At 62.8% G+C, this 14,575-nt stretch carries 13 protein-coding genes, 3 tRNA genes and 1 pseudogene; 6 read left to right on the top strand and 11 right to left on the bottom strand.

Translation table 11 applies throughout. The features are described 5' to 3' along the window. A pseudogene (locus ACESL8_RS05100) lies at nucleotides 1-1,385 on the bottom strand (DNA-directed RNA polymerase subunit beta); the annotation flags it as partial. Between the two features lie 735 nt (nucleotides 1,386-2,120). Here ACESL8_RS05100 and ACESL8_RS05095 point away from each other — a divergent pair. Further along, a complete protein-coding gene (locus ACESL8_RS05095; RefSeq protein WP_372916551.1) occupies nucleotides 2,121-2,681 on the top strand; it encodes an outer membrane protein in 561 nt (186 codons plus the stop codon). A gap of 67 nt (nucleotides 2,682-2,748) precedes the next feature. Here the strand turns inward: ACESL8_RS05095 and ACESL8_RS05090 are convergent, their stop codons facing one another. From ACESL8_RS05090 to ACESL8_RS05055, 8 genes are all read right to left on the bottom strand, one after another. Further along, nucleotides 2,749-3,033: a cupin domain-containing protein gene (locus ACESL8_RS05090; RefSeq protein ID WP_372916548.1), complete on the bottom strand. Its 285-nt coding sequence runs from the start codon at nucleotides 3,031-3,033 to the stop codon at nucleotides 2,749-2,751. 310 nt (nucleotides 3,034-3,343) lie between these two features. Further along, the gene (rplL, locus tag ACESL8_RS05085) at nucleotides 3,344-3,715 is read right to left on the bottom strand and encodes a 50S ribosomal protein L7/L12 (protein ID WP_372916547.1); all 372 of its coding nucleotides are present in this window, start codon (nucleotides 3,713-3,715) and stop codon (nucleotides 3,344-3,346) included. Between the two features lie 49 nt (nucleotides 3,716-3,764). Further along, nucleotides 3,765-4,280, bottom strand: a complete 516-nt coding sequence (gene rplJ, locus ACESL8_RS05080) for a 50S ribosomal protein L10 (protein WP_372916546.1) — start codon at nucleotides 4,278-4,280, stop codon at nucleotides 3,765-3,767. 465 nt (nucleotides 4,281-4,745) lie between these two features. Further along, the gene (gene rplA, locus ACESL8_RS05075; RefSeq protein ID WP_372916545.1) at nucleotides 4,746-5,444 is read right to left on the bottom strand and encodes a 50S ribosomal protein L1; all 699 of its coding nucleotides are present in this window, start codon (nucleotides 5,442-5,444) and stop codon (nucleotides 4,746-4,748) included. Nucleotides 5,445-5,448: 4 nt separating this feature from the next. Further along, the gene (gene rplK, locus ACESL8_RS05070; protein WP_372916544.1) at nucleotides 5,449-5,883 is read right to left on the bottom strand and encodes a 50S ribosomal protein L11; all 435 of its coding nucleotides are present in this window, start codon (nucleotides 5,881-5,883) and stop codon (nucleotides 5,449-5,451) included. A gap of 124 nt (nucleotides 5,884-6,007) precedes the next feature. Next, a complete protein-coding gene (nusG, locus tag ACESL8_RS05065) occupies nucleotides 6,008-6,544 on the bottom strand; it encodes a transcription termination/antitermination protein NusG (RefSeq protein ID WP_372916543.1) in 537 nt (178 codons plus the stop codon). 8 nt (nucleotides 6,545-6,552) lie between these two features. After that, complete coding sequence (gene secE, locus ACESL8_RS05060; RefSeq protein ID WP_372916542.1) at nucleotides 6,553-6,780, bottom strand: preprotein translocase subunit SecE; 228 nt, start codon at nucleotides 6,778-6,780, stop codon at nucleotides 6,553-6,555. A 183-nt stretch (nucleotides 6,781-6,963) separates the two neighbouring features. Next, nucleotides 6,964-7,039 (bottom strand) — tRNA-Trp (locus ACESL8_RS05055). A gap of 156 nt (nucleotides 7,040-7,195) precedes the next feature. On the opposite strand from ACESL8_RS05055, the gene ACESL8_RS05050 reads away from it, so the two are divergent. From ACESL8_RS05050 to rlmB, 4 genes are all read left to right on the top strand, one after another. After that, nucleotides 7,196-7,269 (top strand) — tRNA-Gly (locus ACESL8_RS05050). A gap of 178 nt (nucleotides 7,270-7,447) precedes the next feature. Continuing rightward, nucleotides 7,448-8,527 (top strand): diguanylate cyclase, encoded by a 1,080-nt coding sequence (locus tag ACESL8_RS05045; protein ID WP_372916541.1) that lies wholly within the window; start codon nucleotides 7,448-7,450, stop codon nucleotides 8,525-8,527. A gap of 97 nt (nucleotides 8,528-8,624) precedes the next feature. After that, a tRNA-Tyr gene (locus ACESL8_RS05040) sits at nucleotides 8,625-8,711 on the top strand. Nucleotides 8,712-8,820: 109 nt separating this feature from the next. Further along, the gene (gene rlmB, locus ACESL8_RS05035; protein ID WP_372916540.1) at nucleotides 8,821-9,576 is read left to right on the top strand and encodes a 23S rRNA (guanosine(2251)-2'-O)-methyltransferase RlmB; all 756 of its coding nucleotides are present in this window, start codon (nucleotides 8,821-8,823) and stop codon (nucleotides 9,574-9,576) included. A gap of 161 nt (nucleotides 9,577-9,737) precedes the next feature. On the opposite strand, the gene ACESL8_RS05030 is transcribed toward rlmB, so the two are convergent. Both ACESL8_RS05030 and ACESL8_RS05025 read right to left on the bottom strand, forming a co-directional pair. After that, nucleotides 9,738-12,698 (bottom strand): TonB-dependent receptor domain-containing protein, encoded by a 2,961-nt coding sequence (locus ACESL8_RS05030; protein WP_372916539.1) that lies wholly within the window; start codon nucleotides 12,696-12,698, stop codon nucleotides 9,738-9,740. 174 nt (nucleotides 12,699-12,872) lie between these two features. After that, nucleotides 12,873-14,261, bottom strand: coding sequence for a glutamate--cysteine ligase (locus ACESL8_RS05025; RefSeq protein ID WP_372916538.1), 1,389 nt, complete (start codon nucleotides 14,259-14,261; stop codon nucleotides 12,873-12,875). 124 nt (nucleotides 14,262-14,385) lie between these two features. Here ACESL8_RS05025 and ACESL8_RS05020 point away from each other — a divergent pair, with 124 nt between their 5' ends. After that, on the top strand, nucleotides 14,386-14,562 hold the full coding sequence (locus ACESL8_RS05020) for a hypothetical protein (protein ID WP_372916537.1): 177 nt from the start codon (nucleotides 14,386-14,388) through the stop codon (nucleotides 14,560-14,562). Nucleotides 14,563-14,575: the final 13 nt, after the last annotated feature.

Below are 14,575 nucleotides of genomic sequence, written 5' to 3'. Positions count from 1 at the left end.
TCCTTCAGCTCGACCAGCGTCTTCACCACCGAGGCGATGTCTTCGCGGCGCAGCACGGTCACATCATCCGGGCAGTCCAGCGCCAGACGCATGTTCATCTTGACGCGGCCCACCGCCGACAGGTCGTAACGGTCCGGATCGAAGAACAGGCCATAGAACATGGCTTCGGCGGTTTCGCGCGTCGGCGGCTCACCGGGGCGCATGACACGGTAGATTTCGGCGAGCGCGTGATCGCGCTCCTCCACCTTGTCGGCCATCAGCGTGTTGCGGATCCACGGGCCCACCGACACATGATCAATGTCGAGCAATTCGATGCTGCCCTGACCGGCGCGATCGATCATTTCCAGGTTTTCGGCGGTCAGTTCATCACCGGCCTCGATGTAGATTTCACCGGTGGCTTCGTTGATCAGATCGAACGCAGAATAGCGGCCAAAGATTTCCTCGGTCGGGATCAGCAGCCCGGTCAGGCCATCGGTGGTCGCCTTTCGCACCATGCGCGGCGTGATCTTGGTGCCCATCGGAAACACCACTTCGCCGGTTGCGGCGTTGACCACGTCAAACGTCGGCTTGGCGTTTCGATAGTTGGCTTCGACGAACGGCACTTTCCAGCCAGCTTCACCGCGACTGCCATCCATGGCCATGCCGTGCCCGCGCACCCAGGTGACGCGGTTGTAAAACAGGTTGAGGATTTCTTCGGAGTGCCAACCCAGCGCATACATCAGTGTGGTGACCGGCAGCTTGCGCTTGCGGTCGATACGGACGTTGACGATGTCCTTGGCGTCGAATTCGAGATCCAGCCACGAACCGCGATACGGGATCACCCGGGCAGTAAACAGATACTTGCCGCTGGAATGGGTCTTGCCGCGATCATGATCGAAGAAAACGCCCGGGCTGCGGTGCATCTGCGAAACGATCACGCGCTCGGTGCCATTGACGATGAAGGTGCCGTTGCCGGTCATGAGCGGCATGTCGCCCATGTAGACATCCTGCTCCTTGATATCGAGCACCGAGCGGGTTTCGGTTTCGGGATCCACTTCAAACACGATCAGGCGCAAGGTGACGCGCATCGGCGCCGCATAGGTCATGCCGCGCTGGCGGCACTCGTCGGTGTCGTATTTCGGCTCTTCCAGTTCGTAATGCACGAAATCCAGCTCGGCGGTGCCGGCGAAATCGCGGATCGGGAAGACGCTGCGCAGGGTCTTTTCGAGGCCGGAGACATAGCCGGTCGCCGGGTTGGAGCGCAAAAACTGTTCGTAGCTCTCGCGCTGCACCTCGATGAGGTTGGGCATCTGCACCACTTCGCCAATGCTGCCGAAGGTCTTGCGAATGCGGCGGCGGTTGTTGAACGCCTTCACGCCCTGGGGAGGCTTCATCTGGGTGGCCATGTCTGTCGTTCGCCTTCTTCAATTCTTGGTTCCCGGTCGGTGGCCCGCTCAGGAAAAACGGCAAAAACCGCACGGCATTCTCCGCGTTTGCGGCAATGTCGAACGGTTACTGGCGATGCAATCTCGCTGCCCTTCCATCCGTTGCGGCCCGATCGCGAAGCGGGCCGTATCTCGAAGGGCAAAGAGCCAGACAGGAATCGTTCCTAGCTGGTCGATAAGTGTCATATAGGCGCAGTGTTGGATTTGCGAAAGGGGGCAGTGCACCGCCAGCGCTGTTTTCGCCGCGTTGCACAAGCGCAACACCCGCCGACGCAATGCGACACCCGCAGGGAACCTTCGCCCCCCGCGCCGGGTTCATGCTGTGCCGTGCCCCCCGGCGCACACAAGGCATTGAAGGAACGCATCATGAAAACACTCCTCGGTACCAGCGCACTGGCGCTGCTTTTCGCGACGGCTCATGCCGCTGCACAGACCGCACCCGGCCAGATGACTGACCCGGCAACGACCAACCCGGCGCAAACTGCCCCCCTCACCCGCGACATGGGGGCACAGCCGACAATGAACCAGCAAAACAGCACGGTTCAAAACACGATGGGCCAAAGCACGATGGGCCAACCAGCCATGGGCCAAACCGTACCAGACCAGTCCACGCTGGATCAGTCGACGCCCGGCACCATGGACCGCAGCACAATGGACCGCAGCACAATGGACCGAAGCGCAATGGACAACGGCACGATGGGCACCCCCGTCCAGTCCACGCCACTTGACCAGACCACATCAACAACCAACGGCGCCAGGGCTCGTGCAACCAGCCCCGACGGCACCAATGCTTTCGGGATCGAGCCGTACTTTGGCATCTTGGGGGGCTACGACAGCTATGACCGCTCCACCGACATCAATGGCAACCGGTCCGGGCGGCTCGACGGGGCGCAGATCGAAGGCCTGATTGGTGTCAATATTCCGCTGGGTGCGGTATTCGTCGGCGTCGAAGGCCATGGTGCACGCGGCTTTGGCGACATCCGCTGGGAATATGGCGTGCGCGGGCGCGGCGGTTTCCGGATGGGCGACAGCGGGCTGATCTATGCCAGCGCCGGCTATACCTGGACCAACGTGCTCAACCGGCGCGGTTTTGATGATCGCAAGAGCTGGGTGTGGGGCATCGGCGTCGAAGCCGGCCCGCGCGACATCGGCCTTGGCGGCGTCACCAGTCGCTCCGGCCCGCGTTTCCGCCTTTCGGTGGAAACCGCGGATTTCAACAGCCTGCGCCCCATGGCCGGGGTGATTTTTCACTTCTGATTGGGCGGCATTGAAGGGAAAAGGGGCGCTTGCCAGCCGGCAGGCGCCCTTTTTCATTGCGGGTTTTTCAGCGTGGACGCCCCTGCGTCCCCAGCCCGGGGGTGATGAACACGGCAGTGGCTTCACCTTCGACGTCGGCCGTATGCCAGCAACCGGGCGGGTTGATGGCATGATCGCCGGGCGCAAGTGTCACGTTGGTGGCTGTGCCATCTTCATGCTGCTGAAGAAGCGTTATCCGCCCGGCAATGCACAACACGATCTCGTCGCCGTGTGGGTGCATTTCCCAGCTGTCCCAATTTTTTAGTGAACGTGAACTGGCTGATAAGCGTGCCATCAGGCCCGTCTTGGTCATGGCGGGTGCGATAGGCTTCATACCAGGCACCGCCGGTAAAATCAGGCTGCGGCAACGCAGCGGCGCCGGGCCCGAGATGGAGGAACTGCGTGTCGAGGCGGCTGGGCATGATGGTAGTCCTCGCAGTCCTTGGGCAGCGCGAGCTTTTCATGAGCTGCGGACAAAGAAAAGGGGCAGCCCCGGCTGGAGCTGCCCCTTTCTCTTGCGCCGGCCAGTTCGGGCCGCTGTAAAGCCCCGCCCGTAGCCTGCCTCGGCGAAGGCCGGAGTCGGCAAACAGCGCGTTGCGCCATTTGCCTGCCCCGGCTGCGCCTTACTTCAGTTCGACAGTGGCACCAGCGGCTTCGAGCTGAGCCTTGAACTTCTCGGCGTCAGCCTTCGACACGCCTTCCTTGACGGCCTTCGGAGCGCTTTCGACCAGGGTCTTGGCTTCGGTCAGGCCCAGACCGGTCATGGCGCGGACTTCCTTGATGACGTTGATCTTTTTGCCGCCGTCGCCGGTCAGCACCACGTCAAATTCAGTCTGTTCTTCAACAGCCGGAGCAGCAGCAGCGGCCGGACCGGCAACGGCAACAGCCGCAGCGGCGGACACGCCCCACTTTTCTTCCAGCATCTTGGCGAGGTCGGCGGCTTCCAGCACGGTCAGGGCGGAAAGCTGGTCAACGATCGAGTTCAGGTCAGCCATTTTAAGTCTCCAGTGTTTTCAATTGGTCTGCAAAAGATGATGCGAAGGCTTACGCCGCGTCCTTGTCGGCATAAGCCGCAAAGACCCGGGCCAGCTTGGCGGCCGGCGCGGACGCCAGCTGGGCCAGCTTGGTGGCAGGCGCGTTGACAAGGCCAATGATCTTGGCCCGCAGTTGATCAAGCGACGGCAGTTCGGCCAGGGCCTTCACGCCGTTCACATCCAGAACCGTGCTACCCATGGCACCGCCAACGATCTCGAACTTGTCGGTCGTCTTGGCGAATTCGACGGCAATCTTGGCTGCGGCCACCGGATCGGTGGACGTGGCAAGGCCGATGGGGCCGGTCAGCAGATCGCCGAGCGGCTGGTAGGGCGTGCCTTCGAGCGCAATGCGCGCGAGGCGATTTTTCGTCACCTTGTAGCTGGCGCCGGCAGCGCGCATCCGGTTCCTGAGATCGCTCGCTTGCGCGACGGTCAGGCCATGGTTGCGCGTGACCACGACAACCGAAGTATCGGTCAGCGTTTTGGCCAGGCTGGAGACGGTCTCGGCTTTTTGGGCGCGATCCATGCTCACTCCTTGACTGTTTGCCTGCTGGTCGGCCCTCCAGAATTATCTGGGCGGCCGCCCGGCAGACGGGTGATGACGCAGCCCGAAAACTGCGCCGGCTCGTGAGCCTGCTGCCTGCCAATCACCAATTTCTTGAGAAGGAACAGGCACCAGACCCGCCCGAAGAGGATTGTCACTGCACAGGGCACGCCCGGCGCAGGCCGGATGAGGCCGTGGGCCAAACCGGAAAAAACCAACCTCGTCTCATGCAGGCCCAACTGGCTTAAGGGATAAATCCCACCTGCAATCTCGGACGGTCGCACGGGCCATTGCTGGCCCATGCGGATGCGGCGCGATACGGGGTGCGGGCAGCGGAGTCAAGCATGGCGGACAGCGCCCAACGCAAAAAGGGCCGGAGCGGTTTCCCGTTCCGGCCCTTTCCTTGCGTTGGGTTGGTCAACCGATCGGCTGAATCAAGCCTCCCGATCAGCCATTCTGGCCCGTCGAGGCCGGATCCACCTTGATGCCGGCACCCATCGACGAACTGACAGCGACCTTGAGCAGATACTTGCCCTTGGCGCCCGACGGCTTGGCCCTCACGACGGCATCGAGCAGCGCGTTGAAATTGGCGCGCAGATCGCCCTGGTCAAAACTGGCCTTGCCGAGGATGCCATGGATGATACCGGCCTTTTCGACGCGATACTCAACCTGGCCGCCCTTGGCTGCCTTAACGGCTTCGCCAACGTTCATGGTCACGGTGCCGAGCTTGGGGTTCGGCATCAGGCCCTTGGGGCCGAGCACCTTGCCGAGACGGCCAACCAAACCCATCATGTCGGGCGTCGCGATGCAGCGATCAAAATCGATGGTGCCGCCCTGCACGAGTGCCAGCAGGTCTTCGGCACCCACCACGTCGGCGCCGGCCTTGGTGGCCTCTTCCGCCTTGGCGCCGCGCGCGAACACGCCCACGCGCACCGTCTTGCCGGTGCCCTTGGGCAGGGTGACGACGCCGCGAACCATCTGGTCGGCATGGCGGGGATCGACGCCCAGATTCAGCGAGACTTCGATGGTCTCGTCGAACTTGGCGGTGGCCAGGCTCTTCACCATCTTCAGTGCATCGTCGATCGCATAAAGTTTTTCGCGGTCAACCGCGGCGATCAGGGCCTTGGCCTTTTTGGTCGTTGCCATTTGATCAGCCCTCCACCACTTCAAGGCCCATTGCGCGGGCCGAACCTTCGATGGTCTTCATCGCCATCTCGATGCTGTTCGCGTTCAGATCGGGCATCTTCGCTTCCGCGATGGTGCGGATCTGCGCTTGCGTGATCGTGGCAGCGGCAGCGCCCTTGCCCGGTGTCGTGCCGCCCGATTTCAGGCCCGCGGCCTTCTTGAGCATGAACGAGGCTGGCGGCAGCTTGGTGATGAAGCTGAACGAGCGATCGGCAAAGACGGTGATCACCGTCGGGATCGGCGTGCCTTTTTCAAGGCCTTCCGTCTTCGCGTTGAACTGCTTGCAGAATTCCATGATGTTCACGCCGCGCTGGCCCAATGCCGGGCCGATTGGCGGCGAGGGGTTGGCCGAACCGGCCTTCACCTGAAGCTTGATATAACCTGTAACCTTCTTGGCCATGTGGCCACTCCTTGCTGTGTGGTGCTAGCGGCCGGGGCAACCGGCCTCCCACATTCCTTGTCCGCCTTACGGCGAAACGAGCCCGTCCCGGAAACAGGAACGGAGGGACGATGGATGGGCTGAATTACTTCTGCTTTTCCACCTGTTCGAAGCCGAGTTCGACGGGCGTGGCCCGGCCGAAGATCGACACCGAAACCTTGACGCGGCCATGATCGAAGTCGATTTCCTCGACCAGGCCGTTGAAACTGGCAAACGGGCCATCGAGCACGCGCACGCTGTCGCCGATCTCGAAATTGGCTTTCTTCTTGATTTTGGCCGCCGGCGTTTCTTCCGATTTGGTGTTCAGCATCCGCGCGGCTTCCGCCTCGCTGATCGGCTGCGGCTTGTTCTGCTGGCCCAAAAAGCCGGTCACCTTGGGTGTGTTCTTGACGAGGTGATAGACATCGTCGGTCATCGCCAGTTTGGCCAGCACATAACCGGGCATCGATTTGCGCTCGATCTGGCGCTTCTTGCCCTTGAACACCTCGGTGACGGTTTCGGCCGGCACCTCGACAGCGTCGATGAAGGCTTCGAGGCCCATGCGCCGGGCTTCGGAAAGGATCGCTTCCCGCACCTTGTTTTCAAAACCGGAGTAAGCGTGAATGATGTACCAGCGCGACATAGATATCCTCAGGCAGCCAGGCTGAGCAGGAACTTGACGGTCCGACCCAGAATTTGGTCGATGCCAACGAAGAAGACCGAAAGGACGGTCGTCATGATCAGCACCATGATCGTCATGCGCACAGTGTCGGGCAGCGTGGGCCAGGCAATCTTGCGCTGCTCGGTTTGCACCTGACGCACGAATTCCGCCGGGGACACCCGGGGCTTCTTCGCCGTTTCCGCCTTGCCGTCACTCACGCGCGTTCGCCTTCACCGTTCGAAATCCAACACGAATCATCGGACATAGCCTGAACTGCTGCCCCTAACGCCAATAACCGGTACGGGAAACCCCGCTACCGGCCGAATGGACGCTGCACACACTCAGCTTTGGGCCTGCCGTCCAAGCAATTCAACCATTTGCGGTCAAAATACCCGAGCTGCTGGCAGGAGTGGAGGGACTCGAACCCACGGCCCTCGGTTTTGGAGACCGATGCTCTACCAACTGAGCTACACTCCTGTGCGTAGGCACGCGGCTATAGAGAGGCGGCGCAGCGGGCGCAAGAGGGCGGCGCGCGCAGCCGCCGCCGGACGCGGGGCCAGAATATGCCCGCTTGAGACATCCCCAGAGAAGACATTGAAACCCGGGCGGGGCTGGCTTATTGGTTTCCGAACCGCGGGTATAGCTTAGTGGTAAAGCACCAGCCTTCCAAGCTGGCTATGCGGGTTCGATTCCCGCTACCCGCTCCATCGCCGCGCCGCGCCGCGCGGGCCGTGCCCTGACAGGCGCAAGATCAGCCGGCGGATGCGGCTTGGCCGCCCCCCCCCCTCCCCCACCCCGTCCTTCTCCCGCCCGCATTTACGCTAAACTCCCGGCCCTCGCCGCCGTTTCCGGTGGCAGGTCAATCAGCGCGGGAGGGTCAATCACATGCAGCATCAGCCGGGGCCGATGGTGGCACAGGCGGCGGTCTGCGCGCCGCCCGACGTCGCCCATCCGATCGGTGCCGGCCCGCTGGCCTGGTACGATCAGATCCGCGCGCTGTTGATCCAGAACGGCCTGCCGCCCGAACCCGCCATGTATGACGTGCTGTGGCGGTACGTTCGCGACGATGACCCCGAATTGTCGCTGGCCATCGACAAGGCGATTGCCGGCGCAGGGTTGACGCTGGGCACAGTGCTGGGCCTGCGCGAGACGCTGCTGGGCCAGATGAGCGAGGCACAGGTCAACCAGTTGATCGCCGAAGCCCACGGCCAGGCCCAAGCGCTGACCAAGCGCATCGAGAGCGGTCAAACCGATCTGGCCGATTACGGCCGCGCCATTGCCGTTGGCGGCGAGCGCCTGGCCGGACCGATGGACCCCGCCGCGTTGGCGGGCCTGCTGGAACAACTGAGCGCGGCGACATCAACCGTGCAGGCCGCCAACGGCCGCCTGCTCGAAGAACTGGAACACGCCGCTGCCGAAAGCCTGGCGCTGGCAGATCGGCTGATCCAGGCCGAACGCGCCGCCGTTACCGATGCGCTCACCGGCGTGCTCAATCGGCGCGGTCTGATGGCTGCTGTCGAAACGGCGCAAACCGAAGCCGATGCGTCGGGCAAGCCGCTGGCGCTAACCGTGGTCGACATCGATCATTTCAAACAGTTCAACGATCGCTTTGGCCACGCCATGGGCGATGATGTGCTGCGCTTCGTGGCTCACCACCTCGACGAGATGCTGGAAAAAGACGGCGGCTGCGTGGGCGGGCTGGGCGGCGAGGAATTCGTGGGCGTGATGCCCGGCACAACCGTGCAGGCCGCGGCAGGCCGCATCGACCGTATCCGTGCCGACCTGGCCGGCCGGGTGCTGCGCAGCGCGGTCGATGGCAGCAGTATGGGCCGCATAAGTTTTTCCGCCGGCGTGGCCGAACATCGCGCCGGGCAAGGCGCAGACCAGTTGATCCAGCGGGCCGATGGCGCGCTGTACACCGCCAAGCGATTGGGCCGCGACCGGGTTGTGCCGGATCGCGGCTGACGCCGCAGGATTGAAGGCGGAATCGCAAAAGGGGCGTTGACAGCCGCGCTGGCCTGACGCACTAGGCCGCCTTCCGTCAGGCGCCCGCTGCGACTGTGGAGGGGTGGCCGAGCGGTCAATGGCAGCAGACTGTAAATCTGCCGGGTTTTACCCTACGTTGGTTCAAATCCAACCCCCTCCACCACCTGCCTTGCGCTTTGCCTTCGATGTGCGATTCCGGCCGTAACGCCAACTGTGGCGCTGCTGCGCAATCGCGGCTATGGCAGCGGCTTTTCAGCCACCGGAAACTCGCTATGGGCCGTCGTCCCCACCCCAAGAACCAGATGGGCCAGAAAAGCCCGTTCCCGCGCCTGTACGGTCGGCACGCGGTGTTTGCCGCGCTCGACAATCCGGAACGCAGTTTCCGCAAACTCTACCTGACCCCGCTTACGTCGAAGACCCTCGTCATCCCGCCGGGGCTTCAGGTGCAATATGGCGATGATCATGATCTGGGCAGATTGTGCCCCGCCGATGCGCCGCACCAGGGTTTCGTGCTGGAAGTGGAGCCGCTGGAAAATGTCTGGCTCGGCGACATCCTGAAACAGGCGAACGACGGCGACAACCGCCCCATCCTCGTGCTCGATCAAGTCACCGATCCGCACAATGTTGGCGCCATGATGCGATCGGCGCTGGCCTTCAATGCCCGCGCCATCGTCACCCAGGATCGCCACAGCCCGGCCGAATCGGGCGTGCTGGCCCGCAGTGCCAGCGGTGCGCTGGAACAACTACCGTGGGTGCGAACGGTCAATCTGGCGCGCGCGCTGGGCGAGATCGGCGATGCCGGATTCTGGCGCATCGCACTGGACGGCCGAGCCGAGGCCACCATCGAAAGTGCGCTGGGCACGAACCAGCCAGCGCTGGTGATGGGCAGCGAAGGCGACGGCCTGCGCAATCTGACCATGGAAAATTGCGATCAGGCGGCAAAGTTGCCGATCAGCGGCGTCGAAAGCCTGAACGTGTCAAACGCCGCAGCCATCGCGCTTTATGCTTGCGCGCGGCGGGGGCTGTAAAGGCGGGGGCTATACAAGCGGGAGCTGTCATAGCGGACGACCTCGCGACGGCTTGATCGCCGCAGTGTGCGGCCGGCTCGGTAGCGAGGATCACGCCTGCCGGACCGGGTGACGAAAAGAAGCGCGCGGCGGGGGTCATGTCCCCAGCCGCGCGCCAATGATCAGATGATCACCCGCAGCCCGAAGCGGAACACCCGGCCGAGCGGATTGCCGATGAACGGATCATACGACAGCTCCAGCCGCGATGCCGGCGGGGCAGCGTTGGTGAAGTTGTCGATGCCGAATTGCAGCTGGGTCTTCACGCCGCTGAACGGAAGATCATATTGGATGTTGATATCGTGCTGCGTGAAGCTTTTCACCACGGCGCCGAAATTGGTCGGGCCAAAGTTGGTGGTGGCACAATTGGTCAGGCCAACGCAGCGATCGTCATCCACGCCGCCAACATAGCGGGCCTGGTAACGGGCGTTCAGGCCGTTGATGTTGTAGTTGATCCAGCCCGTGGCGCGCAGCGGCGACACGGTCTGCGGATCGCGGAAATAGTTGGTGAAGCCCTTGGCTTGATAACCCCTCTGCACCAGCACGCCGCGGAAGACGAAATCATCGAAGGTGAAGTCCAGCACAACGCTGGCCTGCGCCCCAACATTCAATTTGCCGCCGGCCAGATCGGTCTTGTAGTCGAACGCCACATCGATGCCGCTGGTCTTGATGCCGGGGCCGTTCACCCAATCGGTGCGGATGCGGGAGATGTCACTGCCGACCGTGATACCCTGCCGGCAACCGCCCTGGAAAGTGATCAGGTTGGCAAAAACGCTGCTGCAGTTGGCAAGCGCGCTCGCGCTGGCGACGACCGAAGAGGCGATGGCCTGACCCGGCGTGGTGGTGATCCGATCTTTGACGTCGAAGCCCCAGTAATCGACCGACACCGTGAAGCCGGAGGTGGTGACCACCGCGCCAACGTTATAGGTGAAGGCAGTTTCCGGGCCCAGATCGTTCGGGTTGCCGAAGATATCGACCGACTTGAACTGGTTGGCCGCCGCCTGGATGCCGGCCAGCGAGGTGACCTGGTTGTTGGTCACCTGATTGGCCAACGGCCCGCGGAAGGTGGTGCCTACTGAACCGCGCAGCACCAGCCAATCGGTCGGGTTCCAGCGCACCGAGCCCTTGGGATTGAAGGTGGAACCCACCGAGCCGCCATAGTCTTCAAACCGGGCCGCGCCGGTGATTTCCAGCCGTTCGCTGATCGGGATCTTCACTTCGGCAAAGATCGCCTTCACGTTCTGCGTCACCCGCTCGGCGCGCGAGCCGCCGAGGAAGATGAAGGAGCCGACGCCTTGCGTCGGCGTGCCGACACAGCTGAGATCGCCTTCACGGAAACACGGATTGATGTTCAGATCAGATATCGGCAGCAGAGGGCTGGTGGTCCACTGGTTGCCGCGATACTGGCCGCCAAAGGCGTAGGCGATCGGCCCGCCGCCCAGATCGATCCCGGTCTCGCCCGAGAAGATCGCATCGATCACCAGCTGCTCTTCAACCTGGCGCGTGCCGTTGTTCTGCTGCATGTAGTTGATCAGTTCCGGCTTGTTTTCTGTGCCGGGCACATAAAGCGGGTTGGTCAGGTTCTGGATCGAAACCGGTTGACCGGCGTTGATGAACGGGTTGAACCACTGGCAGCCGTTCCGCCCAGGCGTATTGGCAGCAACATTGCAGTTCGCCCCGCCAAGACCGTTGAGCGCATTCTGGAGACGCGACCCGACCATATCGCGTGAATAGGCTTCACGCTCCGATCCCCACCACGTGGCGAAAAACTGCCCGCGGAAATTATCGGTGAATTCGTGATCGATCCCGCCTGAAACCCGGTAGCTCTTGTTTTCGGCACGGCCAAGGCCGGCGCCGCGCACTGGCTCGGACGGATTGCCCAGCCAGCCGAATGGCCGCCACAGCACGGCGGTGACTGCGGCAAGCGGCCGTTCCGTCGTGCCAGGCAGCAGGCCGTTCTGGGCGAGGAAGGCCGGCACGCCCGGATTGTTGGGGCTGACGGTGAAGGCGCTGGTGGAACCTGAGCCGCGCGGGCCTTGCGTGGGCGGGAACGACGGCGATTGGCCAATCGTCGTGTCGGTCTGCGCATAAGTGAACTCGAAACGCAGCTTGGTGCGATCCGACAGTTCGGCATCGGCCTGAAAATAGCCCTGGTAGCGGTCTTCTTCTTCGATGATGTTGTTCCACGGCAGGAAGCTGAACCGGCAGATAGGCAAGCCGGTACTGTTGGGCCCGGTGGTGTCGTTCACGCCGCCGACGCCGACGCAACCGGCGGTGCCGCCGTCGCGCACGATGGTGGTGGCGGGCACGCCGCCGTTCAGATAGGTCGCGCCATAAGTGCCTGGCGTGCTCAGCACCGACCAGGCCGACGGGTTCACGGCAAACGGCGTCCGGCTGGCATCGCGTTCGAAGCTGGCCAGAGTCGAACGATGCTGCCAGCCGCCGCCAGCCATAAGGTTGACCTTGCCGAACGTATGACCGACCAGCACCGAGCTCGTCCAGTTGCCGCGCGAGCCGGCGATGGAATCGAAATCGCCCTGGAAGATGGCGCCGTTGAAATTGCGGCGGGTGACGAAATTGGCCACGCCGGCAATGGCATCGGAACCATAAGTAGCGGCCGCGCCGTCTTTCAGGATTTCGATGTTTTCCAAGGCAAAGATCGGAATGAGATTGGTATCGGCAAAGCCGTCACCCGGTGCCAGCACCGTGCGGCGACCGTTGAACAGCACCAGCGTGCGGGTGGGACCGAGGGCGCGCAAGTTCAGCGAGCCATTGCCCTGAAATCCTTGCGACGCGGTGGAAAACTGGTTGGTATCGCCCAGCGCTGCGCCGACGGCCGGCAACTGCTTGATGAATTCAAGCGGGGAACTGATACCCTGTTTGTTGAGATCGTCGGCGGTATACACGTCCACCGGCACGGCTGCATCTTCGCGGGTGCCGCGAATGAAGCTGCCGGTAACGATGATTTCGCTGTCTTCGGCCGTGGTGGTCGCTGCTGCCGTCTGTGCCGATGCGGCGCTGCCCGCCGCCATGCCGCACGCCAATGCCACCAATGCGCAACCGGAACGCAGACCAAATACCGCCATGTACGACCTCCCCATGTCCGACGTCTGCCTGTGTCCCAAATCGGGCCGGCGTTGATCGTCATTTCCGGACTGTGTGTGCGATAATTGGTGCAATCAAGCGGAAAATTAAATTTCCGTTACACTGCGTCTTGTCGGCCACACAGGCCGCCGCAGGGGGCGCGATCTGGGCCGCGATCAATAGGCCTCGGTTTCGTAAACACGGCTGATATCGCCGCCCCACGCGCCGTTGTAGAGCGCCAGCAACCGATCGGCAGTTGTCATGCCGCTGGCGACGATCGCGCGCAGCGGGTTGAGGAAACCCTGCTCGGTGTCGCCGGCGCTGTTCAACCGCGCGCGTGCGGCAAGGCCGGCATCAGCGATCTTAAGCACTTCGCCCGCCAATTCCTTCAGCGTGCCGCCATTGGGGCTGGCCGCGCCCAGCGCCAGCGCCGGCACTTCGCGGCGAAGGCGGTCATGATCTTCCGGCGTCCAATGCTTGACCAGGTCCCACGCCGCATCCAGTGCCGTCTGATCATAAAGCAGGCCGACCCACAGCGCCGGCAGCGCGCAAATCCGGTCCCAGCGGCCACCATCGGCGCCGCGCATTTCCAGATAGCCCTTCATCCGCACTTCCGGAAACGCGGTCGAAAGATGATCCTTCCAGTCGCCCAGCCGCGGCTTTTCGCCGGGCAGTACCGCAAGCTTGCCGGCGAGAAAATCGCGGAAGCTGTGCCCGGCGGCATCGATGTAGCGGCCGTCGCGGTACACAAAATACATCGGCACATCGAGCGCGTAATCGACATAATGTTCGTAGCCAAACCCGTCTTCGAACACGAAGGGCAGGATGCCGGTGCGCGCCGGATCGGTGTCGGTCCAGATATGGCTGCGGAACGATTTGAAGCCGTTGGGCCGCCCTTCCGTGAACGGCGAATTGGCAAACAAGGCGGTGGCGATCGGCTGCAGCGCCAGGCTCACCCGGAATTTCTTCGCCATGTCGGCTTCGCTGCCGTAATCCAGATTGGTCTGGATGGTGCAGGTGCGCAGCATCATGTCGAGGCCCAGGCTGCCGACGCGCGGCATATGGCGCAGCATGATGTCATAACGGCCCTTGGGCATGACCGGCAGCTCGGCGCGCGCCTTGTCCGGCCAGAACCCCAGGCCCAGAAAGCCCAGCCCCAGTTCTGCCCCGATTTCGCGGCACTGTTTCAGGTGGCGATTGGATTCGGCGCAGGTCTGATGCAGATTTTCCAGCGGCGCGCCCGACAATTCGAACTGGCCGGCAGGTTCGAGGCTGATGTTGCCGTCTGCACCTTTCAGCGCAATGACGTTTGAAGAGCCATCTCGCCCGCGTTCCAATATGGGCTCCCAGCCATATCGCGTCATCGCCATCAACAGATCGCGGATGCCGCCAGTTTCGGCGTAGGACGGCGCGCGATGATCCTCGGTGCGAAACACGAATTTCTCGTGCTCCGTGCCAATGCGCCAATCAGCAGCGGGTTTGGCGCCGTCCTCGAACACACAAACCAGATGGGCGCGTGTGTCGATGATGTCGTCGTCGCCGGCGGAAGTCACCTTGTTGCTCATGAATTGCGCCTTAGCGATGTTGCCTCGGCGAGGCAATGAAGCCGGCCTGTTACGATTTCATGGCGAACCGCGCTTGCAGGTTTCGGCCCCTTGCCATTTTGTCATGTTTGCCCACATTGGCCCAATGAAGCTCGTCACCCTCTTGATTCTGCTGTTGGCGCTCTCCGCTTGCGGCGTGGAGCAGGCCCAGCCTGCCCCGGTCACCGCCGATGAGCGCTGGGGCCATCTTCCCCCCGATCCGCAGCGGCCGCAACAAGCCGATCGGTCAAGCGCCATCGACGACACCGCCAGCCGGGGCTGAGCCAGCCCCCCGC

The sequence above is a fragment of the Sandarakinorhabdus sp. genome, from assembly GCF_041689835.1.
Lineage (GTDB): Bacteria > Pseudomonadota > Alphaproteobacteria > Sphingomonadales > Sphingomonadaceae > Sandarakinorhabdus.
Note: the sequence above shows the minus strand (reverse complement) of the source record. Positions and strands in the feature narration are given on the sequence as shown.